Below are 22,171 nucleotides of genomic sequence, written 5' to 3'. Positions count from 1 at the left end.
GCCCGAGCCATTCGGGTAATGACTTGGAAGCCACTTTCACAGGATTCGGGATGCTTGAATTAGTTGCCGCGTTTATCTGCCTTACCACCCTTCTCACTTATGTGAACTACCGCTTCATCGGCCTGCCGCCGGCCATCGGCGTGATGGTCACCGCATTGCTGTTCTCCCTGATGCTGCAGGGCCTGAGCCTGATCGGCTTCCCTGGCCTGGAAGAACGCGTCGAAGGCCTGATGAACCAGATCGACTTCAACGACCTGCTGATGCACTGGATGCTGTCGTTCCTGCTGTTCGCCGGCGCCTTGCACGTCAACCTCGCCGACCTGCGCAGCTACCGCTGGCCGATCGGCCTGCTGGCCACCCTGGGCGTGCTCATCGCCACCGTGGTGATCGGCTACCTGGCGCACTGGGTGTTCGCCCTGTTCGGCTGGAACGTGCCGTTGATCTACTGCCTGCTGTTCGGCGCGCTGATCTCGCCGACCGACCCGATCGCCGTGCTCGGCGCACTGCGCACCGCCAACGCCTCCAAGCCGCTGAAGACCACCATTGTCGGTGAGTCGCTGTTCAACGACGGCACGGCGGTCGTGGTGTTCACCGTGCTGCTGGGCATCATCCAGCTGGGCGAGACGCCGAGCGTCGCAGACACCGCCATTCTGTTCGCCCGCGAGGCATTGGGCGGCATCGCCTTCGGCGGCCTGATCGGTTACGCCACCTACCGCATGATCAAGAGCGTCGAGCAGTACCAGGTGGAAGTGATGCTGACCCTGGCGCTGGTGATCGGCGGCTCGGCCATGTGCTACGAGCTGCACGTGTCGGCGCCGATCGCCATGGTTGTGGCCGGCCTGATCATCGGCAACCTGGGGCGCAACCTGGCGATGAACGACATGACCCGCCGCTACATGGACGGCTTCTGGGAGCTGATCGACGACATGCTCAACGCCCTGCTGTTCGCCCTGATCGGCCTGGAGCTGTTGCTGCTGCCGTTCAACTGGCTGCACCTGGCGGCCGGTGGCGTGCTGGCGGTGGCGGTGCTGGCTTCGCGGCTGCTGACCGTGGCGCCGGCGATCGTGCTGTTGCGCCGCTGGCGCAGCGTGCCGCAAGGCACCATCCGCGTACTGACCTGGGGCGGCCTGCGCGGTGGCGTTTCGGTGGCCCTGGCGCTGTCGCTGCCGCAGGGCGCCGAGCGTGATCTGCTGCTGTCGATCACTTACATCGTGGTGCTGTCGTCGATCCTGATTCAAGGCCTGACGGTCGGCAAGGTAGTGCGCAAGGTCAGCACACCGGCATGAAAACGCCGGGGCCGCTCTGCGGCCCCGGCTTTATCACTCGACCGCAGAATCGGGGAACTGGTCCTGGATGTACTTGATCTCGGTGCGCCCGTGAGCGGCCGGCAGGCCATCCTCACCCAGGTTGACGAAGACCATCTTGTCGACGGTCAGGATCGCCTTGCGGGTGATCTTGTTGCGCACTTCGCACTTGAGGGTGATCGAGGTGCGACCGAACTCGGTGGCGGTGATGCCCAGCTCGATGATGTCGCCCTGACGCGAAGCACTGACGAAGTTGATCTCGGAAATGTACTTGGTCACCACGCGCTGGTTACCCAGCTGGACGATGGCGTAGATCGCCGCCTCCTCGTCGATCCAGCGCAGCAGGCTGCCGCCGAACAGGGTGCCGTTGGGATTGAGGTCTTCGGGTTTTACCCATTTGCGGGTGTGAAAGTTCATCTGTACTCCTGACCTGCTTGCTGACATGCGCTAATGATGGCAGACCGCTCGGTCACGCTCCATTGAACATCGACTATCGTCTCGATTAATCGACAGAAAGTCTTGGGTGTGTCACACGCCCGCGGCTATAATCTCGCCGTTTCACATGGTCCCCCACAGTGGTGGCCATCCCGCCACCCATCCGAGGGGCGCTGCAGCAGGCTTGGCCTGTCAGGCTCGGTTGGGGCGTTGTCCGCGCAAGCGGACGCTCAACGCACAACGGCGCCCATTCGCACACTACGAATGGAGGCTCTCAATGAGCGCTGTAAACACGCCTGCAGGTTTTTCCGACTTCAAGGTCGCCGACATCTCCCTGGCCGACTGGGGCCGCAAGGAAGTCATCATCGCCGAATCGGAAATGCCCGCACTGATGGGCCTGCGCCGCAAGTATCAAGCCGAGCAACCGCTCAAGGGCGCGAAGATCATCGGCTGCATCCACATGACCATCCAGACTGCCGTGCTGATCGAGACCCTGGTCGCCCTGGGTGCCGAAGTGCGCTGGTCGTCGTGCAACATCTTCTCCACCCAGGACCAGGCCGCCGCCGCCATCGCTGCCGCCGGCATCCCGGTGTTCGCCTGGAAAGGTGAAACCGAGCAGGAATACGAGTGGTGCATCGAGCAGACCATCCTCAAGGATGGCCAGCCATGGGACGCCAACATGGTGCTGGACGACGGCGGTGACCTGACCGAGATCCTGCACAAGAAATACCCGGCCATGCTGGACAAGATCCACGGCGTGACCGAAGAGACCACCACCGGCGTGCACCGCCTGCTGGACATGCTGGCCAAGGGCGAGCTGAAAGTCCCGGCGATCAACGTCAACGACTCGGTCACCAAGAGCAAGAACGACAACAAGTACGGCTGCCGTCACAGCCTCAACGACGCCATCAAGCGCGGTACCGACCACCTGCTATCGGGCAAGCAGGCCCTGGTGATCGGCTACGGCGACGTGGGCAAGGGCTCGGCCCAGTCCCTGCGTCAGGAAGGCATGATCGTCAAGGTCACCGAAGTCGACCCGATCTGCGCCATGCAAGCCTGCATGGACGGTTTCGAAGTCGTCTCGCCATTCAAGGACGGCATCAACACCGGTACCGAAGCCGGCATCAACAAGGACCTGCTCGGCCGCATCGACCTGATCGTCACCACCACCGGTAACGTCAACGTCTGCGACGCCAACATGCTCAAGGCCCTGAAGAAGCGCGCCGTGGTCTGCAACATCGGCCACTTCGACAACGAGATCGACACCGCCTTCATGCGCAAGAACTGGGCATGGGAAGAGGTCAAGCCACAGGTGCACAAGATCCACCGCACCGGTGCCGGCGTGTTCGACCCGCAGAACGATGACTACCTGATCCTGCTGGCCGAAGGCCGCCTGGTGAACCTGGGCAACGCCACCGGCCACCCAAGCCGCATCATGGACGGTTCGTTCGCCAACCAGGTCCTGGCACAGATCTTCCTGTTCGAGCAGAAGTTCGCCGCGCTGCCTGCCGCGAAGAAGGCCGAGCGCCTGACCGTGGAAGTGCTGCCGAAGAAACTCGACGAAGAAGTGGCCCTGGAGATGGTCCGCGGCTTCGGCGGCGTGGTCACCCAGCTGACCCCGCAGCAGGCCGAGTACATCGGTGTGACCGTCGAAGGCCCGTTCAAGCCGGACGCTTACCGCTACTAAGCGGCTGGTTGCCAGTGCCAGGTATTCTTGCCCGGCACTGGCAGGCAACGTTTCGAACCGATGTCCGAGCCAGGCCGGCCCCCACCGTCCTGGCTTTTATTTGCAGGCAGCAGCCCAGGCTCACTGCCGAAGGAACCAGAGATGTCACAAGAACGCCGCTACAGTTTCGAATTCTTCCCCACCAAGACCGATGCCGGTCACGAAAAGCTGATGGGCGTTGCCCGCCAGCTGGCCAGCTACAACCCGGACTTCTTCTCCTGCACCTATGGTGCCGGTGGCTCGACCCGCGACCGCACGCTCAACACCGTGCTGCAACTGGAAAACGAGGTGAAAGTCCCCGCCGCCCCGCACCTGTCCTGCGTGGGCGACAGCAAGGACGACCTGCGCGCCCTGCTGGCCGAGTACCAGGCCGCCGGCATCAAGCGCATCGTCGCCCTGCGTGGCGACCTGCCGTCGGGCATGGGCATGGCCAGCGGCGAACTGCGCTACGCCAGCGACCTGGTCGAGTTCATCCGCCAGGAAACCGGCAACCACTTCCACCTGGAAGTGGCCGCCTACCCGGAGATGCACCCGCAGGCGCGCAACTTCGAGAGCGACCTGGCCAACTTCGTGCACAAGGTCAAGGCCGGCGCCGACAGCGCCATCACCCAGTATTTCTTCAACGCCGACAGCTACTTCTATTTCGTCGAGCGCGCGCAGAAACTGGGCGTCGAGATCCCGGTGGTGCCCGGCATCATGCCGATCACCAACTACAGCAAGCTGGCGCGTTTCTCCGACGCCTGCGGCGCCGAGATCCCACGCTGGATCCGCAAGCAGCTGGAAGCCTATGCCGACGACACCGCCAGCATCCAGGCATTCGGCGAGGAAGTGATCACCCGCATGTGCGAACAATTGCTGCAAGGCGGCGCACCGGGCCTGCACTTCTATACCCTGAACCAGGCCGAGCCGAGCCTGGCGATCTGGAACAACCTGAAGCTGCCACGCTGATGGTCGCGAACAAGGCTTTGGCGCAGGTCAAAGCCTTGTTCGTTCGCGCACGCGCCTGCGGCCAGCGTTCACTGGTCTTGCCCGGGCTTGCAGCGTACTCTCACGCCATGCGCACGCTCATCCTCCCTCTCCTGCTGTTGCTGCTCGCCGGCCTGAGCCCGCTGGCCCATGCCGAACGCCTGCGCATCGTCAGCGACGACTGGGCCCCCTACCTCTACCAGGAGAATGGCCAGGCCAAAGGCATCGACTACGAGATCACCAACGAGGTGTTCAAACGCCTGGGCGTCGAGGTGCAGTGGCAGTTCCTGCCCTGGAAGCGCTGCCTGGCCATGGTCGAACAGGGCCTGGCGGATGCCGTGATGGATATTTTCCAGGTCGACTCGCGCCAGGGCTACATGGTCTACCCGGACGAGCCGATGTCCGAGGTCGAGTTCGTCCTCTACCAAGCGCGTTCACGGCCACATCCGGTCAAGCGCGTCGAGGACCTGGCCGGGCTGACCGTCGGCACCTCGCCGGGCTATGTCTACGACGGCTCTTTCGCCGAATCGCCGCTGTTCCGCCGCGAGCCCGCGCCCAGCCACGAGGCCAACTTCGGCAAGCTGGCGCTCGGACGCATCGACCTGCTGGTGACCGACCGCCGGGTCGGCCGCTATGTGAGCCGCCGCCTGGGCCTGGAGCAGACCGTGGAAGAGCTGCCCCTGGTGGTCAGCCGTCGTCCGCAGTATCTGGGGCTGGCCCGCAAGCCTGGCCGCGAGCAGTTGGCGCGGGCCTTCAGCGAGGAACTGCGGCGCTTCAAACAGGAGCCAGCCTATGCGGCGATCAGTGCCCGCTACCTCGGCAATCAGGATTTTCCTTTCGCCGTTGAGCAGCAGGAACGCGGCACACGCTGATTGCTCTGTTATACTCGGGCCTTCCCGCCCGGCTCACGCCCGGACGCTCGGCCTCGCAACAGGCATCTCGACCCGCAGCCGCGCACCTTTGGTGCCCGCCCGCCGGTTCCAGGATGCGCAGTGAACGCCCAGCTGGACCGGACGCGATCGCATCCCTCCGATGCCCTTCGCGCCAGGCAGAACACCCCATCGGGCCTAGCCCCCACGAGAACAGGATTGCCCATGTCCTTTGCTTCCCTCGGTCTCTCCGAGGCTCTTGTCCGCGCTATCGAGGCAGCGGGCTATACCCAGCCCACTCCGGTGCAACAGCGGGCGATTCCCGCCGTGTTGCAAGGTCGCGACCTGATGGTCGCCGCCCAGACAGGTACTGGTAAAACCGGCGGCTTCGCGCTCCCGATCCTTGAGCGTCTGTTCCCGGGTGGCCACCCCGACAAATCGCAACGCCATGGCCCGCGCCAGCCGCGCGTGCTGGTGCTGACCCCCACCCGCGAGCTGGCTGCCCAGGTGCATGACAGCTTCAAGGTCTATGCCCGCGACCTCAACTTCATCAGCGCCTGCATCTTCGGCGGCGTCGGCATGAACCCGCAGGTCCAGGCCATGGCCAAGGGCGTCGACGTCCTGGTCGCCTGCCCGGGCCGCCTGCTCGACCTGGCCGGCCAAGGCAGCGTCGACCTTTCGCGGGTCGAGATCCTGGTGCTGGACGAAGCCGACCGCATGCTCGACATGGGCTTCATCCACGACGTCAAGAAAGTGCTGGCGCGCCTGCCGGCCAAGCGCCAGAACCTGCTGTTCTCGGCGACCTTCTCCAAGGACATCACCGACCTCGCCGACAAGCTGCTGCACAACCCCGAGCGCATCGAGGTCACGCCGCCGAACACCACCGTCGAGCGTATCGAGCAGCGGGTCTACCGCCTGCCGGCCAGCCACAAGCGCGCCCTGCTGGCGCACCTGATCACCCTGGGCGCCTGGGAACAGGTGCTGGTGTTCACCCGTACCAAGCACGGTGCCAACCGCCTGGCCGAGTACCTTGAGAAGCATGGCCTGACCGCCGCGGCGATCCACGGCAACAAGAGCCAGAACGCCCGCACCAAGGCGCTGGCCGACTTCAAGGCCAACACCGTGCGCGTGCTGGTCGCCACCGACATTGCCGCCCGCGGCCTGGACATCGACCAGTTGCCCCACGTGGTCAACTTCGAGCTGCCCAACGTCGAGGAAGACTACGTTCACCGCATCGGCCGTACGGGCCGTGCCGGTCGCTCCGGTGAAGCCATTTCGATGGTCGCGCCGGACGAAGAAAAGCTGCTCAAGAGCATCGAGCGCGTCACCCGCCAGAAAATCCCGGATGGCGACCTGATGGGCTTTGACGCATCGCAGGTCGAGGCCGAGAAACCGGAAGTGCGCGAGCGCCAGCCGAACAATGGCCGCGGCGGCCGCAACCAGCAACCTCGCGGCGAAGGCAGCAAGGAAGGCAGTGGCGGACGCAAGGACAAAGGCAAGGACAAAGGCCGCAACAAGCCTTCGTCCGAGAAGTCCGCGGAAAAGGACAAGTCCGGCGAGAAACAGCAGCAGGGCCAGCAGCGCAAGCCGCGCGACCAGAAGCCACGCCAGCAGCAGAACAACGGCCAGAAAGCCGCGCCTGTCGCCGCACCCAATCGTGACCCTGAGGAGTTCCTCGACGACGACGTCGACAACTTCGGCAACCGCGCCGACTACGTCAGCCCGTACCAGAACGCCAAGAACCAGGGCCGCAACCGTCGCCCGGGCGGCAACGGTGGCCAAGCCCAGGGGCAAGGCCAACGCAGTGGTGGCGGCCAGGGCCAGGGTCAAGCCCAGGGTCGTGGCAATGGCCAGCAGCGCCAGGGCCAGGGCTCCGGTGAAAAGCGCCCGCGCAACGGCGGCGGCAGCAATGGTGGCGCCCGACGCGACAACAACGGCGGCCGTGCCCGCCGTGAAGACTCGTCCCGCCAGGAACCGGCCGTGCGCAACCCGCGAGAGTCGCAGAGCGCGCCAGTGATCATCCGCAAGGAATCCAAGCTCGACCGCTACCCGACGCCCGAGCAACTGGACGACCTGCCAAGCCGCCCACGCGGTGAGCGCCCTGCGCTGCTGACCCGCAAGGGCTGAGCCCGCCATCGCGGGGCCTGCCCCGCGATGAGGCCATGCAAAGCCAACAAAAACGCCGCCCATTGGGCGGCGTTTTTGTTGCTGGCGAAGCGAATTACTTCTGCTTCACGCCTTCGACGCTGATATCCAGGTCCAGGGTCTGCGAAGTCGGGCCTGGGCCCTTGATGCCGAAGTCGTTCAGGTTCAGCGTGGTGGTGGCGTTGAAGCCAGCGCGCTCGCCGCCCCATGGGTCCTTGCCCTCGCCATTGAACACGGCCTTGAAGGTGACCGGCTTGGTCACGCCGTGCAGGGTCAGGTCGCCGGTCACATCGGCAGTCTTGTCACCGGTCGACTTGACGCTGGTGGAGACGAACTTGGCTTCTGGATATTTTTTGACATCCAGGAAGTCCTTGCTGGCGATGTGCTTGTCACGCTCGGCGTGGTTCGACCACAGGCTGGCAGTCTTCAGGTCGACGCTGATCTTGCTCGCCTCGGGCTTGGCGCTGTCCCAGGTGAAGTTGCCGTCGAAGTCCTTGAAGGTGCCGTGGATGAAGCTGTAGCCCAGGTGGCTGATCTTCCAGTCGACGAACGCGTGCTGGCCTTCCTTGTCGATCTTGTATTCGGCGGCCATGGCCTGGCCGGCGGAGATCAGGGCGGTACCGAGCGCCAGAGCGGCAAAAGTCTTTTTCAACATCCTTACTTCCTTCCTTTGCAATTGAGGTTGAGAGTCAAGCTTTGCGGCCCAGCATGCGGGTCAGGGTCGCGTCACGGTCGATGAAATGATGTTTCAGTGCCGCCAATGCGTGCAGTACAGCGAAAATCACCAGGCCCCAGGCCAGCCAGAGGTGGATCACCCCCGCCAGGTCGGCCTGGTCGGGCAGGTCGCTGACCAGCGCGGGAACGTCGAACAAGCCGAACACCGGAATACCCACGCCGTCGGCGGTGGAAATCAGATAGCCCGCTATCATCACCGCGAACAGGCCCAGGTACAGCGCCAGATGGCCCAGCTTGGCGGCCAGGCGAGTGACCTTGCCATGGTTGGCCGGTGCCGGTGGCGGCGGGCTGACGAAACGCCAGACTACCCGCAACAGCATCAGTGCCAGCAACACCAGACCGATGCTCTTGTGCAGGTCCGGGCCGGACTTGCGCCATGGGTCGTAGTAATCAAGGCCGACCATCCACAGGCCCAGGCCAAACAGCCCGAAGACCGCCAGTGCCACACCCCAGTGCAGGACGATGCTGACCAGGCCATAGCGAGAAGATGAATTGCGCAGTTGCATGTTGGCGTATTTCCCCGTGAAAGCTGTGCACAAGACTAACGCGTAATGCATCGAATAAAAGCGTAAAAAACAGCTTCTGATTATCGAAAAACCAGATATTAATTCTGCAAGCTTCCTATTAAGGAAACATTAACGATAGACGTTTGGAAGATCCGCCGCCATCGCGGGGCCCGCGATGGCGGCTATACCGAGATCAGCCGGCCTTGGCCTGGCTGTTGACCACCGGCTTCTTGGCCGGTTCCGACTTGGCGGTGGCCTTCTTCACCGGCGCCGGTTTGGCTGCAGGCTTGTGGGCCTGCTTGGCCGCAGGCTTGGCTTGAGCGGGCTTGGTAGCGGCAGGTTTCACCGGTTCATCCTTGACCACAGGCGCCGGGACGACCGGGACGGGGGCTGGTGCAGGCACCGGTGCAACCTCTTCAGCCTTGGCGATCGGCGCAGCCTTGGCCTCTGGCTGGTCACCGCCACCAAACAGGCGCGAGAAAAAGCCCGGCTTGTCCTGCTTGGCCTGCTCGACCTTCACTGGCTCTGCCTTGGCGGGGGCCTTGTCGGACGAGCCGCCGAACAGGTTGGAGAAGAACCCGCCCTTGTCCTTCGCGGCCGCCACGCCGGCCGCTCCAGTAGCCGCTGCGGCGGCGACCGATGCAGTCTTGGCCGCGTCGAAGGACTTGCCCGCCGCCAGGTCCTGGACCTGCCCCGCGGCACGCTGGCCGCTACGCAGGGCCCCTTCGAGGGTACCTGGGTAGAGCGCATCGGTGTGTTCGCCGGCAAAGGCGATCCGTTGTACCGGGCGCTCCCACAGGCGCCAGTATTTGCTGATCTGCCCCGGGCCGTAGGCCAGGTAGGCACCGCCCATGCCGGCGTCGGTGCTGTAGCGGCGGATTTCATAACCGGTGAAGGCGCCGCGTGCCTGCGGGTAGAAGGCGTGCAGGCGGATCAGCACCTGGTCGACCATCTGCTTGTCACCAAAAGCCTGGAGCAAGCGGGCGTTATCGCCGGACAGGTTGATCACCACGTTGGCGCCGCCCTTGAGCGCCGGCTCGATCCACAGCATGCCCAGGCCAGTGTTGCTGAAGATCTCGCCGGACATGCGTGCACGGCTTTCCCATACCGGGTTCTTGAACTTGAGCATCAGCTGGTCGCGCCAGCCATAGTTGGTACCCTTCAAGGCGGCCAGGTGCTGCCCGTCCAGGCCCGGTGTCATCTGGATCTTGGCCAGTGCACGCAGCGGCACGGCCATGACCAGATAGTCAGCCTGATAGCCGACGCCGCCGACCTTGACGGTGACACCGTCCTTGTCCTGGACGATGGCGGTGACCGGCGAGCTGGTCTTGATGGTTTTCAGCTGCTTGACGAAGGCCTGGGCCAACACCGGGCTGCCACCAGGCAGGCGCGCGGCGCGCAGATCACGGTCGCTGACATTGCGGTAGACCCGGCCTTGCTGGGCGAAGTACAGCAACGACAGACGCGACGGTTCGTCATAACGGGTGCGGATCTGCTGGTTGACCAACTGACGGGCGGTGGCTGGCAGTTGCAGCTTGTCGAGCCAGGTGGACACGTTCATCTGGTCGAGGGCGAACAGGGTGCTGTTTGCCGCAGGATTGAGCGGGTCTTCGATGGAGCGGGCCAGGTCGTCGAGGGTTTTCTCGTAGCGCTTGAGCGCTTCGGCAGTGGCCGGCTGCTTGGCCGCGAGATCGGTGGCGCTGAAATATTCACCATCGATCAGGTAGCCGGGGTTGCGCACGAACTCCGGGGCCGGCAGGGTGGCGACCTTGAACTGCTCCAGATACTGGTTGAGCACCGGCTGGGTCTTGCTGTTGCCGACCCACTCGCTGGTGGCCAGGCCCGAACGTCCGCCCATGCCCGACTTGGCTTCCAGCAGGGTCACCTGCCAGCCCTTGCTCTGCAGCTCGTAGGCCGCGGTCAGGCCCGCCAGGCCACCACCGACGACGATTGCCGTCTTGTCCTTGGCCAGCGCGACGCCGCTGGTCACCCCGATCAATACCAACGCGCACAGGCGCACCCAAGCAGCAGCCATGATGGCGAACTCCGGTTAGAGAAGCGATAGAAGAGACGGGGAGCAATGCCCCGGGAGAGATGCGTTAAGAATACGTCACCTCTGCCCACCCTGCCACCGCAGTGACATCAAGTGCCTTTGGCAACTGGTAATTTTGTCAGTTGTGCCTCACGCCACTGCGAAAGCAAGCTGCAATCAGGCCAACACCCCAATGGACAAGATCGTGCCTTGCATAGCGCCATTCGACCTCATCGTCGCACCACCCCAAGTGAAACTGAACTGGAACACCACGTCAGCCTGGAGCATGCGTACCCAAGGTCAGGTAGAAATCGAGGACTACGTGACCGACGAATGGCAGATGGCCAAGGAATTGACCCTGCTAGGTGAATGCGACGTTGCGATCGATTTCGGTCGCATCGTGCATGACCTGTCGTTCGAACTGGACATCTGCAGATTCGGCAGGGGCATCAGCCAAGCGTACTGGCTCGAACTCTACGACGGCGAGAGCTTGTTTGTACGCGGCCCCGACCAATACGGCCGCCACGTACACACGCTGGACCGCCCTGTCCTGAGACTGACCATCTGTACATGGCAACGATCCATCGTGCGCCTGCGTGACCTGCAATGGTCGCAGGTCCTGCTTCAATGAGGTAGCAGGCGCCCAACGGTTGTCCTGCCCCCCGGCATTGCTTAGGCTTACGCGGTCAAACCGAGCCGTAACGCCAGGAGAAGTGCCCATGGGCCTCAACGATCAGTGGATGCAGCGTGACCTGAAGGTCCTTTGGCACCCCTGCACCCAGATGAAAGACCACGAACAGCTGCCGCTGATTCCGATCAAGCGCGGCGAGGGCGTGTGGCTGGAGGACTTCGAGGGCAAGCGCTACCTGGACGCCGTCAGCTCATGGTGGGTCAACGCTTTCGGTCATGCCAACCCGCGCATCAACCAGCGCATCAAGGATCAGGTCGACCAGCTCGAACATGTGATCCTCGCCGGCTTCAGCCACCAGCCGGTGATCGAGCTGTCCGAACGCCTGGTGGCGATCACCCCGGCCGGCCTGGAGCGGGTGTTCTACGGCGACAATGGTTCGTCGTGCATCGAAGTGGCGCTGAAGATGAGCTTCCATTACTGGCAGAACACCGGCAAACCGCAGAAGAAGCGCTTCGTCACCCTGACCAACAGCTACCATGGCGAGACCATCGCCGCGATGTCGGTGGGCGACGTGCCGCTGTTTACCGAAACCTACAAGGCGTTGCTGCTGGACACCATCAAGGTGCCAAGCCCGGACTGCTACCTGCGCCCGGAAGGCATGGGCTGGGAAGAGCACTCGCGGAACATGTTCGCGGCCATGGAGCAGACCCTGGCCGAACATCACGCCAGCATCGCCGCGGTGATCGTCGAGCCACTGATCCAGGGCGCCGGCGGCATGCGCATGTACCATCCGGTGTACCTCAAGCTGCTGCGCGAGGCCTGCGACCGTTACGACGTGCACCTGATCCACGATGAGATCGCCGTCGGCTTCGGCCGCACCGGCACGATGTTCGCCTGTGAGCAGGCCGGCATCACCCCGGACTTCCTGTGCCTGTCCAAGGCCCTGACCGGCGGCTACCTGCCGCTGGCCGCCTGCCTGACCACCGACAAGGTCTACCAGGCCTTCTACGACGACTACCCGACCCTGCGCGCCTTCCTGCACTCGCACAGCTACACCGGCAATCCGCTGGCCTGCGCCGCGGCCCTGGCCACTTTGGACATCTTCGAGCAGGACAACGTGATCGAGGCCAACAAGGCCTTGTCGGCGCGCATGGCCAGCGCCACCGCGCACCTGGCCGACCATGCCCACGTCGCCGAAATCCGCCAGACCGGCATGGTCCTGGCCATCGAGATGGTCCAGGACAAGGCCACCAAGGCCGCCTACCCCTGGCAGGAACGCCGCGGCCTGAAAGTCTTCGAGCACGCCCTGAGCCGTGGCGCGCTGTTGCGCCCGCTGGGCAGCGTGGTGTATTTCCTGCCGCCTTACGTGATCACACCCGAACAGATCGACTTCCTGGCCGAGGTGGCCAGCGAAGGGATCGATATCGCCACCCGCGACAAGGTGAGCGTCGCCGTGCCGGCCGACTTCCATCCGGATTTCCGCGATCCGGGCTAACCCCAGACCAACCCGAAACCTGTAGGAGCCGGCTCATCCGTTCCTACAGGATCTGCGTCAGCCTTTTTCCAGAGCAAGCCCATGAGACTCTCCCGCTTCTTCATCGACGCCCCACTGGGCCTTGGCGAGCACGAGCTCCCCGAAGCCCAGGCCCACTACATTGGCCGCGTGCTGCGCATGGCCGCTGGCGACGCCGTGCAGCTGTTCGACGGCAGCGGCCAGGAATACATCGGCCAACTGCTCGAAGTCGGCAAGAAAACCGTGCGCGTCAGCCTCGACCAGGCCCTCCCCGGCCAGGCCGACTCGCCTTTGCACATCCACCTCGGCCAGGGCCTGTCCCGTGGCGAGCGCATGGACTGGGCAATCCAGAAAGCCACCGAGCTGGGTGTCAATGAAATCACCCCGATCGTCAGCGAACGCTGCGAAGTACGCCTGAAGGACGAACGCGCCGACAAGCGCCTGGCCCACTGGCGCCAGGTGGCTGTCAGTGCCTGCGAGCAGTGCGGGCGCTCGACATTGCCGTTGATCCACCCGCCCGTGACCCTGGCCGAGTGGCTGAAAAGCACCGAAGCCGACCTCAAGCTGGTGCTGCACCCGGTGGCCGAGCCACTGACCAGCCATGCCAAACCGGCCAGGCTGGCCTTCCTGATCGGCCCCGAGGGCGGCCTGAGCGAAGCGGAGGTCGAGCAGGCCAAGGCCGCCGGCTGCCACGCCGCCCGCCTCGGCCCTCGCGTGCTGCGCACCGAAACCGCGCCTGTGGTGGCCCTGTCGGTGGCACAGCAACTGTGGGGCGATTTCTAACGCACGTAGAAGAACACCGCGACGAAGTGCATCAGGCTGCCGGCAATCACGAACAGGTGCCAGATGCCATGCCAATGGCGGAATCGGCTGTCAAAGGCGAAGAAGATGATGCCGACGGTGTAGAACACACCGCCGGCCGCCAGCCAGGCGAAGCCGGCGGCACCCAGGCTGTGCAGCAGCGGTTTCACCGCCACCAGTACGATCCAGCCCATCAGCGCATAGATGACGATCGACAGGATCCGCGCCTCCGAGCGCGGCTTGATCTCCTGCAACATCCCAATCAGCGCCAACCCCCAGACCACCCCGAACAGGCTCCAGCCCCAGGGACCGCGCAGGCTGACCAGGCAGAACGGCGTGTAGCTGCCGGCAATCAACAGGTAGATCGACAGGTGGTCGAGCTTGCGCATGACCCGCTTCGCCCGCCCGCGGGTGCTGTGGTAGAGGGTGGAGATGCTGTAGAGCAACAGCAGGGTGAAACCGTAGATGGAGAAACTGACGATCTTCCAGGGATCGCCCTGCAGGCCCGCCACGACGATCAGCCAGCTCGCGCCGATGCAGGCCAGTACCGCGCCGACCAGGTGGGTCCAGGCGTTGAAGCGTTCACCGTAATACATGCAAGCACAGACCTCCCGCAGCAGTCAGGGTTCCTGAGCCCCGCGACAGGGCCCGCGTAACCACTATCCTAGCCAGCTAGAGATTGCAGATCAGCGTCACGCACCAATCTTTCCAGCCCGGCCAGGTCCGGCACCCGCGCCACCTGCTCGCCCACCTGCACTGCCGCCAGCTCCAGCGCGGCCAGTGGCACATCAACATAGTTCAACTGGCTGTCGAGCTTGCACGAGCGCGGAATACCCTGCAGCAGCAACGCCAGGAAGCGCAGGCCGGTATCCCCCAGTGCATTGAGCACCACCACCCGTGCCCGCTCGCCGCAGGTGGTCTGCCCGCCACAGGCCGCCTCGAAACCGATCAACGGCAGGCGCTGCTGGCGCCAGTCCACCCAGCCCAGGTGCCAGGCCGGCTCTCCTGGCTCGCAGGCGATGGCGCGATGACCAATCAATTCGGCCACCGCCACGTTGGGCAGTACCAGGGTGCGGTCGCCCAAGGGCAACAGCAGGCCGGTGAGGCTGCTGCGCTGGCCGGCGATATGTTCAAGCATGGGGTTGGCTCCAGTGGGCGATGCTCTGCAACAGGACCGACTCCTGGTAAGGCTTGCCGAGGTATTCGTTGACACCGATGGCCATGGCGCGGTCGCGGTGCTTCTGCCCGGTGCGCGAGGTGATCATGATGATCGGCAACTGCGCCAGGCGCTGGTCGCGGCGGATGCGCGTGGCCACCTCGAAACCATCCATGCGCGGCATCTCGATATCCAGCAGCAACACGTCCGGGCGGTGCTCTTCGAGCAGCGCCATGGCATCCACCCCGTCCTTGGCGGTCAGCACGCTCATGCCGTGGCGTTCGAGCAGGCGGCTGGTGACCTTGCGCACGGTCACCGAGTCGTCCACCACCATCACCAGCAGTGGCCGACGCGGCACGGGCCCCGTCAGCAGATGCTGCCCCTGCGCCACGCCCGGTAGGCGCGCCAGGCGTCGCTGCTGGCCGCGCAACTGGCCGAGCAGGTCGAGAATCAGCACCACCCGCCCGTCGCCGAGCAGGGTGGCACCGGACAGCCCCGGCACCGCCGCGAACTGCGGGCCCAGGCTCTTGACCACGATCTCGCGGCTGGGCGACAGGCTGTCGACCTGGATCGCGAACGATTGTTCGTGGGAATGGGTGAGCAGCACCGGCAGCGGTACGCTCTGGCCCAGCAGGTTGGGCTGCGTGCCCTCCTGCAACAGTTCGCCGAGGTAACGCAGTGCGTAGTCATGCCCGGCATAGCTGTAGCGTGGCGGGTCAAGCCGGTAGCAGGCCTCCAGCTCCGCTGGCGGCACGCGCACGATGCCCTCGATGGTGTTCAGCCCAATTGCGTATTGCTCATCCTCCACATGCACCATCAGCGCCCGGTTCACCGACACCGTGAACGGCAGGCGGATCAAGAAGCGCGCACCCTTGCCGGGGCTGGACTCGATGCTCATCGAACCGCCCAGTTGCTTGACCTCTTCATGGACCACGTCCATGCCCAGGCCGCGCCCGGAGATCTGGGTGATCTTCTCGGCCGTGGAAAACCCCGGGCGCAGGATGAACTGCAGGATCTCGTGGTCGCTCAGACGCGCCTGAGGATCGAGCAGGCCGCGTTTGATCGCCTTGTTACGCACCGCCTCCAGCGGCACCCCGGCGCCGTCGTCGCTCATCTCGATGACGATGTCGGCGCCTTCGTGCAGCAGGTTCAGGTGGATGGTGCCCTGCTCCGGCTTGTCGGCCGCCAGGCGCGCCTCGCGGGCTTCCAGGCCATGGTCGACGGCATTGCGCAGCATGTGCTCCAGCGGCGCGACCATGCGTTCGAGCACACTGCGGTCCAGCTCGCCCTCGGCATTGCCGACCACCAGTTCGACCTGCTTGCCCAGTTCGCTGGCCACCTGCCGCACCACCCGCTGCAAACGCGGCACCAGGCGCTCGAACGGCACCATCAAGGTGGCGGTCAGCCCCTCTTGCAACTGGCTGTTTACCCGCGCCTGCTGCTGCAACAGGCTATGCGCCTCCTGGGCCCGCTGCAGCAGGGTTTCCTTGAGGTCGAGCAGGTCCGAGGTGGACTCGAACAACGCCCGCGACAATTGCTGCAACTGCGAATGGCGGTCCATCTCAAGTGGGTCGAAGTCGTCGTAGGCATCACCCTCGAACTGGTGCCGGCTCGAGATCCGCCCCTGGGTCTCGATATCCAGGCGCAACAGCTGGTCGCGCATGCGCTCCAGCGTGGTCTCCATCTCGTTGAGGGCGAACTGCGCATCGTTGACCTGCTGCTCGATGCGCCCGCGGATCACCGAATGCTCACCGGCCAGGTTGCCCAGGTCGTCCAGCAGTTCGGCATCGACCTTGACCATGTCCCCGGCTCGCTCGGGGGCGATAGCCGGAGCTTCGGCCGGGGCGGGCTCGGCCTGGGGCTGCCCGGCGGCGCTGTCGGTCAGCGCGGCACTGGAGAAGTTGCGGATATAGTCGATCAGCGCCGTCGCCGCATGCAGGGGCTCGCCCAGGCGCGCCGCGTCGAGCATGTGCGCCAGGCGGTCATGGCAGTTCTGCAGCAGGCTGAACAAGGCCGGCGTCGACGGCAGCCGTACGGCCGCCAGCAGCTCGTAGAGAAATTCCAGCTCATGGGCCAGGTCGCCGATGGCGGCGATCTCGACCATGCGCGCCCCACCCTTGAGGGTGTGCAGGTCGCGCAACAGGTTCTCCACCTCGACCGTGTTGCGCGGGTCGGCCTGCCAGCGCGCCAGGGACTGGGCCGCGCTTTCGAGGATATCGGAACTCTCCTCGAGAAAAACTTCCAGCAGTTCCTTGTCGCCTTCGCTTTCCTGCGTGTCGTCCTGCGCCTCGACCGGGCCAGGTGGCGGAGCGTTGTGGCGGAAATCGCGCAGCTCACCCAGCAACTCCACCGCCGACAGCGGTGACTGGCCCTCGTGCAAGCTGCGCAGCATCCCGGCCAGGGCGTCATGGCTGCGTGCGAGCAGCTCGAACAGCCCCGGGCTTGCCCCGATCCGCCGGTCCACCAACCCTTCGTAGAGCAGCGCGAGCTCCTGGGCAAGCACTTCGATGGCACCGATCGCAGCCATCTGCGCGCCGCCCTTGAGGGTCAGCACATCATGTTGCAACGCAGACAGCGGTGACAGGCTTTCGGGATCGTCCTTCCATTGCCGCAGCGCCTGGTCGGCGCCCTCGAGAATATCGGCGGCTTCCTCGAGGAACAGTTCGACGACCGCGGGGTCCGGTAGCTGACCTGCGATAGGCAGCGTTGTCGCGCCAGCTGCGCCGACCAGCCCCAGGGCCGCCGGGTCGAGGGCATCATCAAGCAAGCCGTGCAAGGCGGCCAGGCAATCGGGGCGTGCTGTCGGATCCTGCCCGGCGGCTATTTCGTCGAACAGGTCGAACAGCGCTTCGTGCGCCTGCCGGGCGATGGCGAAGAAACGCGGCGTCACCGCCAGGCTGCCCTCTTCGACCGCGCCATACAGGTCGAGCAGCCCTTCGCAGACTTCATCCACCTGCCACAGCTCGGCCTGGTGCGCGCCATGGCTGAGGGTGGTCATTTCCTCGAGCAGCAGGTGCAGCTCATGATGCTGCGTTGCGTCGGCCTGCCAGTTGGCCAGCCGCGCCTCGGCGTCGAGCAGGATATCCATGCCCAGGGTCAGGAAAGTGGCCGTCAGTTGCGGGTCACGCCGGGCCCGGCGTGCCGGGTGCGCCTCGGCCTGGTGCCTGGCCAGCCTGGCATCGACCGTTTGCCCGACCTGCTCGATCAACGCCGCAGCCCCCGGAATGGCAGCCAATGGCGTGCTGTCCAGCTGGGCCAGCCCCAGGTGGAACAGCGCACGCGCAGCCTCCAGCAGCTCGATCTCGGCCTGCTGCAAAGGCAGGTGGTGACCTTTGTACTCGCGCACCAGGCGGTCGAGCGCGGTGGCCAGTTCCGCCACCGGCATCACGCCGGCCATGGCGGCGCTGCCCTTGAGGGTGTGCAAGGCGCGTTGCAGGCTGTCGCTGACCACTGAGCCTTGAGCATCAGCCACCTGCAGGAAAGCATCGAGCCCGGCCAGGTGCCCTTGGGCCTCGTTACGGAAAATCTCCAGCAACTGCGGATCGAGACCGTCGATGCTGGCACTGGCCGGCGTGTCGTTGAGCGCCAGCGCATGCAGATGCCCGGCCAGTTGCTCGATCTCCGCAGTGGGCGGCAGTTGGCTGGCGGCGAAGTCGGCGAGCAGGTCGGGCAGGCGCACGAAGACCTGCTGCAAAGCCACCAGGCCTTCGGCGCTCAGCGTGATACGCCCCTCCAACACCCGGTTCAGCAGGTGCTCGGCGCCCCAGGCAAGTTCCGCCACGGCCTCTGCGTGGACCATCCGCCCGCTGCCCTTGAGCGTATGCAGCGCACGACGCACCTCGATCAGTGAATCACGCAAACCGTTGTCGGCACGCCAACGCAGCCATTGCCGCTCGATTTCAGGCAACAGTTCGCCGGCCTCTTCGAGAAACACCTCGCGCAACTCGTCATCGATACCGTCCGCCATCCGGGAGGCAGCCAAGGGACGTTCAAGGCGTGGGCATTGCACGCCCAGGGCGGTCAGGCTGGCGTGGGCCATGTCGATGAAACGCTGGGCATCGGCCAGCGGGTCAGCCACCCGCCACTGCAACCAGGCCTCGCCGGCGCACAAGGCATCGGCCAGATGGGCCAGCTCATCGGGCAGCGGCTCGTCCTCCACATGGACCAGCCAGCCCTGCACATATCCCGCACACCCACCGAACACTTCGGCGGCAGCCGGCAGCATCAGCATCGCCAACGCCCCGCGCACCTGCTGCAGCAGACCGGGCAAGGCCTGCAGGCGCTGACGCGACCAGTCCGACTCCAGGCAGTCGCCGATCAGGTCCTTGGCCTGCTGCAGCACATTGAGCGACTCGTTGAGTACCAGCTGGCGAATCTCGGCAAGGTCAGAACCAGGCAGATTGCCTGGCGAGGTCTCCTCCAGCGGGCCAACCATGCCGTTGAGGGTCGCCTCGACGTACAACAGCGCCCCGGCGACATCCATCAACAGCGCCTCGTCGACCGCGCCGTCCTTCTCGACCTGCGCCTGCAGCGCCAGCACCTGGTCGATGATCACGCGTCGTGGCTGCTGGAAACCCAGCACTGCCAGAGTGTCGGCGACATGGCGCAGGGGCGGCAGCAACGTCTCCAGCGGTTCGCGTGGCGGATGCTCGCCACTGACGAAGGGGTCGAGACGGTCCTTGATGCGCATCAGGTCATCGCACAGCGCCATCACCACCGAACGCAGCGCGTCGCGCCCAGGGCCGGCCTGCATGTGTTCACGCCAGCTCCCCAGGGAAAGGTCGAGGTTGGCCAGGTCCGCCGCGCCAGCCAGACGCTGCCCGAGGTCGCCCAGCAGGCTGCCTTGGGCCAGGGGTTCGGCACCGCGGCAGACGCGCAGCTGGTTGAGCAGGGGCATGACCACCAATGGCAGGTCGTGGCGTGCCCCGCGCAAGCGATCCAGGTAGGGCGGCAATTGCTCGAGCCCCCGGAACAGCGCGCCCAGGCAGTCGCCACGGGGGCTCACCTGACCCTCGGCCATGGCCCGCCCAAGCAGTTCCAGTTCCTCGGCCAGGCGCGTCGCGCCCGGCAACTCGAGCAGGTGCAGGCAACCGTGCACCTGGTGCAGGTTGTCGACGAAGAACGCCAGCATCGACAGGTCGCCCGGATCTGCCGAGAAACGCTCCAGGGCCTGGCGCGCTTGCGCCAGGCAATCAAGGATGGGGGCCTTGATCCAGGCCAGGGCCACCGTGTCGTGGCGCTCGCCGGCCGTTCTGGCCGGGCCGGCCATGCTTGCCCCGCTCACGACCGCTCCACCGGTTTGGGCAGGGTGAAACCGGATACCGAACGGCGCATCTCGCTGGCCATGCGTGCCAGGTGGCGGATGCTGTCGGCCGTCGCGCCGGAGCCGGCGGAGGTCTGCGCGGTGATCTGCTGGATCACCGCCATGGTGTGGGAAATCTGCCCGGCAGACGACGTCTGCAATTGAGCGGCATCGGAGATGCTGTGAATAAGGTCGGCCATCGTCTGCGATACGCCTTCGATCTCTGCCAGGGCCACGCCGGCGTCCTGGGCCAGGCGCGCGCCGCGCACCACTTCGGCGGTGGTCTGCTCCATGGAGATCACAGCCTCGTTGGTGTCGGCCTGGATGGTGCGCACCAACGCCTCGATCTGCCGGGTTGCCGAGGACGAGCGCTCAGCCAGGCGCTGCACTTCGTCGGCGACCACGGCAAAGCCGCGGCCGGCCTCGCCGGCGAGCGATGCCTGGATGGCCGCGTTGAGGGCGAGGATGTTGGTCTGCTCGGCAATGTCGTCGATCAGGCTGACGATATCGCCGATCTCCTGGGAGGACTCACCCAGGCGCTTGATCCGCTTGGCGGTGTCCTGAATCTGTTCACGGATGTTGTCCATGCCGTGGATGGTGTTATGCACCACCTCGTTGCCCTTGTTGGCGATGGCCACCGAGCGCTCGGCCACCTTGGCCGATTCATAGGCATGCGCGGAAACCCGGTCGATCGACTCGACCATGTCGCCCACCGCCTCGGACGCCTCGCTGATCTGCTCGGCCTGGTGCTCGGAAGCCTTGGCCAGTTGGCGGGCGGTGTTCTGGGTGTCCTGCACCGCAGCGGCGACCTGCTCGGCACTGTGGTTGATGGTGGCCACCAGGTCGCGCAGTTGGTCCACCGAGAAGTTGATCGAATCGGCAATGGCCCCGGTGAAGTCCTCCGTCACCGAGACGGTGACGGTCAGGTCGCCGTCGGCCAGTTCCTCGATCTCGTCGAGCAGGCGCATGATCGCCTGCTGGTTGCGCTCGTTCTTCTCGGCGGTCTCGCGGAGCTGGCGGTGGGTGGCGCGTACCATCACCAGGCCGATAAGGATGATCGAAGCCAGTGCCAGCAGGCCGAGCACGTAGCCACCTACGGTGTCGAGGGTACGCCCGCCAGCCAGGTTCTCGAAGCCGTTGGCCAGGTGCGAGGCCTCGTCGAGCAGGGTCTGCGACAGGCTGAAAATGTTGCCGGCAGCCTCGCGCACGCGGAACAGCTCGGGCGAAGTCTCGAGAATTTCGTCCACCGAGCCCGAGACGAACTGGAACAGTTCGGCGATCTCGGCCAGCCGTGCCCGGGCATCGGCATCCTCGACGCGGGTGACCTGAATCGCCGGGTTGCCGGCGAGCATGCCCTCGAGCACCTGGCCGAAGCGGCTGGCGTCGCGGCCAAAGGCATCGGCGGCCTGCACCGAGGTCTCGTCACCGGCGAGCACGGTGTTGACCGAGCCGAGAATGCGCTCGGCCAGCAGCAATTGGCGCTGGGCCACGGCCACCTGATTGGCCGGCGCACCGCTCTGCAGCAGGATTTCCACCACTTTCTCGTATTCGACCTGCAACTGCGGAACGGTCTCGGCCAGGGTGGCCGCGACCTGATGCAGCGACAGCACGGTCTGTTCGCTGGCAAGAATGGTGTCAGTGTTCTTACGCAGGTTTTCCCAGTCCTGGCGTACCGCGTCCATTTCATCGCGCACCGCCACGGGCGCTGCGGGCAGGCCGGTGGTCTTGTCACCTTCGCGCAGGTAGCTCCAGCGCCGCTCGAAGTCGTTGCGCGCATCGCTGAGCAGTCTGAACGCCAGCGCCTTGCCCGCTGCCGCCTCGGTGGCGTTCTTGGCAATGCGCTGGGACAGCACGCGCAGCTCGCCGGCGTGGCCGATGTACTGCTTGTCGTGGTTGGCCTGGGTGTTGAGGTAGGCGAAGTTGGCGAACAACAGGACGATCGACAGGATCAGCACCACGAACAGCACGGTGATCTGCGCGGTGCTGCGCGGGCGTTGGGCCACGGCAGCGGGCGAGACGCCGGCTGCGGCAACGGTGGGTCCTGGCTTGT

General features: G+C 65.1%; 16 protein-coding genes and 1 riboswitch. Of the genes, 8 read left to right on the top strand and 8 right to left on the bottom strand.

Features of this window, described 5'->3' with window-relative positions; translation table 11 throughout:
- Positions 1-50 precede the first annotated feature (50 nt).
- Positions 51-1,286 carry a cation:proton antiporter gene (locus ACODS9_RS16190; protein WP_023629467.1) on the top strand — a complete coding sequence of 412 codons (1,236 nt, stop codon included), beginning with the start codon at positions 51-53 and terminating at the stop codon, positions 1,284-1,286.
- 33 nt (positions 1,287-1,319) lie between these two features.
- Here the strand turns inward: ACODS9_RS16190 and ACODS9_RS16185 are convergent, their stop codons facing one another.
- Entirely contained in the window at positions 1,320-1,721 is a 402-nt protein-coding gene (locus ACODS9_RS16185) for an acyl-CoA thioesterase (protein ID WP_003257757.1), read from the bottom strand.
- 177 nt (positions 1,722-1,898) lie between these two features.
- A riboswitch (S-adenosyl-L-homocysteine riboswitch) is annotated at positions 1,899-1,995 on the top strand.
- A 21-nt stretch (positions 1,996-2,016) separates the two neighbouring features.
- On the opposite strand from ACODS9_RS16185, the gene ahcY reads away from it, so the two are divergent.
- The 4 genes from ahcY (at position 2,017) to rhlE2 (ending at position 7,427) form a co-directional block, all read left to right on the top strand.
- Positions 2,017-3,426 (top strand): adenosylhomocysteinase, encoded by a 1,410-nt coding sequence (gene ahcY, locus ACODS9_RS16180; RefSeq protein ID WP_046853939.1) that lies wholly within the window; start codon positions 2,017-2,019, stop codon positions 3,424-3,426.
- Positions 3,427-3,567: 141 nt separating this feature from the next.
- Positions 3,568-4,413: a methylenetetrahydrofolate reductase [NAD(P)H] gene (gene metF, locus ACODS9_RS16175; protein ID WP_046853938.1), complete on the top strand. Its 846-nt coding sequence runs from the start codon at positions 3,568-3,570 to the stop codon at positions 4,411-4,413.
- A gap of 107 nt (positions 4,414-4,520) precedes the next feature.
- Entirely contained in the window at positions 4,521-5,303 is a 783-nt protein-coding gene (locus ACODS9_RS16170; protein WP_489094273.1) for a substrate-binding periplasmic protein, read from the top strand.
- A gap of 222 nt (positions 5,304-5,525) precedes the next feature.
- Positions 5,526-7,427, top strand: a complete 1,902-nt coding sequence (rhlE2, locus tag ACODS9_RS16165) for an RNA helicase RhlE2 (protein WP_489094272.1) — start codon at positions 5,526-5,528, stop codon at positions 7,425-7,427.
- A 94-nt stretch (positions 7,428-7,521) separates the two neighbouring features.
- Here the strand turns inward: rhlE2 and ACODS9_RS16160 are convergent, their stop codons facing one another.
- The 3 genes from ACODS9_RS16160 to ACODS9_RS16150 form a co-directional block, all read right to left on the bottom strand.
- Entirely contained in the window at positions 7,522-8,100 is a 579-nt protein-coding gene (locus tag ACODS9_RS16160; protein WP_023629958.1) for a YceI family protein, read from the bottom strand.
- A 34-nt stretch (positions 8,101-8,134) separates the two neighbouring features.
- Positions 8,135-8,686 (bottom strand): cytochrome b, encoded by a 552-nt coding sequence (locus ACODS9_RS16155; RefSeq protein ID WP_094012344.1) that lies wholly within the window; start codon positions 8,684-8,686, stop codon positions 8,135-8,137.
- 193 nt (positions 8,687-8,879) lie between these two features.
- Complete coding sequence (locus ACODS9_RS16150) at positions 8,880-10,721, bottom strand: flavin monoamine oxidase family protein (RefSeq protein ID WP_489094271.1); 1,842 nt, start codon at positions 10,719-10,721, stop codon at positions 8,880-8,882.
- Between the two features lie 190 nt (positions 10,722-10,911).
- Between ACODS9_RS16150 and ACODS9_RS16145 the strand changes: the two genes are divergently transcribed.
- The 3 genes from ACODS9_RS16145 (at position 10,912) to ACODS9_RS16135 (ending at position 13,645) form a co-directional block, all read left to right on the top strand.
- Entirely contained in the window at positions 10,912-11,349 is a 438-nt protein-coding gene (locus ACODS9_RS16145) for a hypothetical protein (protein WP_401108919.1), read from the top strand.
- Positions 11,350-11,437: 88 nt separating this feature from the next.
- Positions 11,438-12,844, top strand: a complete 1,407-nt coding sequence (locus ACODS9_RS16140; RefSeq protein WP_217867444.1) for an adenosylmethionine--8-amino-7-oxononanoate transaminase — start codon at positions 11,438-11,440, stop codon at positions 12,842-12,844.
- Positions 12,845-12,925: 81 nt separating this feature from the next.
- Complete coding sequence (locus tag ACODS9_RS16135; RefSeq protein WP_489094270.1) at positions 12,926-13,645, top strand: 16S rRNA (uracil(1498)-N(3))-methyltransferase; 720 nt, start codon at positions 12,926-12,928, stop codon at positions 13,643-13,645.
- Here the strand turns inward: ACODS9_RS16135 and trhA are convergent.
- The 4 genes from trhA to ACODS9_RS16115 all read right to left on the bottom strand — a co-directional run bounded on the left by trhA (position 13,642) and on the right by ACODS9_RS16115 (position 22,124).
- Positions 13,642-14,259 carry a PAQR family membrane homeostasis protein TrhA gene (gene trhA, locus ACODS9_RS16130; protein ID WP_046853930.1) on the bottom strand — a complete coding sequence of 206 codons (618 nt, stop codon included), beginning with the start codon at positions 14,257-14,259 and terminating at the stop codon, positions 13,642-13,644. The two genes, ACODS9_RS16135 and trhA, sit on opposite strands and share 4 nt — an antisense overlap.
- Before the next feature lie 68 nt (positions 14,260-14,327).
- Complete coding sequence (locus ACODS9_RS16125) at positions 14,328-14,801, bottom strand: chemotaxis protein CheW (protein WP_401108913.1); 474 nt, start codon at positions 14,799-14,801, stop codon at positions 14,328-14,330.
- Positions 14,794-20,088 (bottom strand): hybrid sensor histidine kinase/response regulator, encoded by a 5,295-nt coding sequence (locus tag ACODS9_RS16120; RefSeq protein ID WP_489094297.1) that lies wholly within the window; start codon positions 20,086-20,088, stop codon positions 14,794-14,796. Before ACODS9_RS16120 ends, ACODS9_RS16125 begins: the two co-directional genes overlap by 8 nt.
- An 11-nt stretch (positions 20,089-20,099) precedes the next feature.
- Positions 20,100-22,124 carry a methyl-accepting chemotaxis protein gene (locus tag ACODS9_RS16115; protein WP_156177729.1) on the bottom strand — a complete coding sequence of 675 codons (2,025 nt, stop codon included), beginning with the start codon at positions 22,122-22,124 and terminating at the stop codon, positions 20,100-20,102.
- Positions 22,125-22,171 lie beyond the last annotated feature (47 nt).

The sequence above is a fragment of the Pseudomonas sp. FG36 genome (genome assembly GCF_057809275.1).
Note: the sequence above shows the minus strand (reverse complement) of the source record. Positions and strands in the feature narration are given on the sequence as shown.

Bases quoted from the DNA above. Each gene is read 5' to 3' on its own strand.
- ACODS9_RS16125 (WP_401108913.1), bottom strand. From the start codon at position 14,801: ATGCTTGAACATATCGCCGGCCAGCGCAGCAGCCTCACCGGCCTGCTG.
- rhlE2 (WP_489094272.1), top strand. From the start codon at position 5,526: ATGTCCTTTGCTTCCCTCGGTCTCTCCGAGGCTCTTGTCCGCGCTATC.
- ACODS9_RS16160 (WP_023629958.1), bottom strand. From the start codon at position 8,100: ATGTTGAAAAAGACTTTTGCCGCTCTGGCGCTCGGTACCGCCCTGATC.
- ACODS9_RS16185 (WP_003257757.1), bottom strand. From the start codon at position 1,721: ATGAACTTTCACACCCGCAAATGGGTAAAACCCGAAGACCTCAATCCC.
- ACODS9_RS16190 (WP_023629467.1), top strand. From the start codon at position 51: ATGCTTGAATTAGTTGCCGCGTTTATCTGCCTTACCACCCTTCTCACT.
- ACODS9_RS16170 (WP_489094273.1), top strand. From the start codon at position 4,521: ATGCGCACGCTCATCCTCCCTCTCCTGCTGTTGCTGCTCGCCGGCCTG.
- ACODS9_RS16150 (WP_489094271.1), bottom strand. From the start codon at position 10,721: ATGGCTGCTGCTTGGGTGCGCCTGTGCGCGTTGGTATTGATCGGGGTG.
- ACODS9_RS16135 (WP_489094270.1), top strand. From the start codon at position 12,926: ATGAGACTCTCCCGCTTCTTCATCGACGCCCCACTGGGCCTTGGCGAG.
- ACODS9_RS16155 (WP_094012344.1), bottom strand. From the start codon at position 8,686: ATGCAACTGCGCAATTCATCTTCTCGCTATGGCCTGGTCAGCATCGTC.
- ahcY (WP_046853939.1), top strand. From the start codon at position 2,017: ATGAGCGCTGTAAACACGCCTGCAGGTTTTTCCGACTTCAAGGTCGCC.
- ACODS9_RS16120 (WP_489094297.1), bottom strand. From the start codon at position 20,088: ATGGCCGGCCCGGCCAGAACGGCCGGCGAGCGCCACGACACGGTGGCC.
- trhA (WP_046853930.1), bottom strand. From the start codon at position 14,259: ATGTATTACGGTGAACGCTTCAACGCCTGGACCCACCTGGTCGGCGCG.
- metF (WP_046853938.1), top strand. From the start codon at position 3,568: ATGTCACAAGAACGCCGCTACAGTTTCGAATTCTTCCCCACCAAGACC.
- ACODS9_RS16140 (WP_217867444.1), top strand. From the start codon at position 11,438: ATGGGCCTCAACGATCAGTGGATGCAGCGTGACCTGAAGGTCCTTTGG.
- ACODS9_RS16145 (WP_401108919.1), top strand. From the start codon at position 10,912: ATGGACAAGATCGTGCCTTGCATAGCGCCATTCGACCTCATCGTCGCA.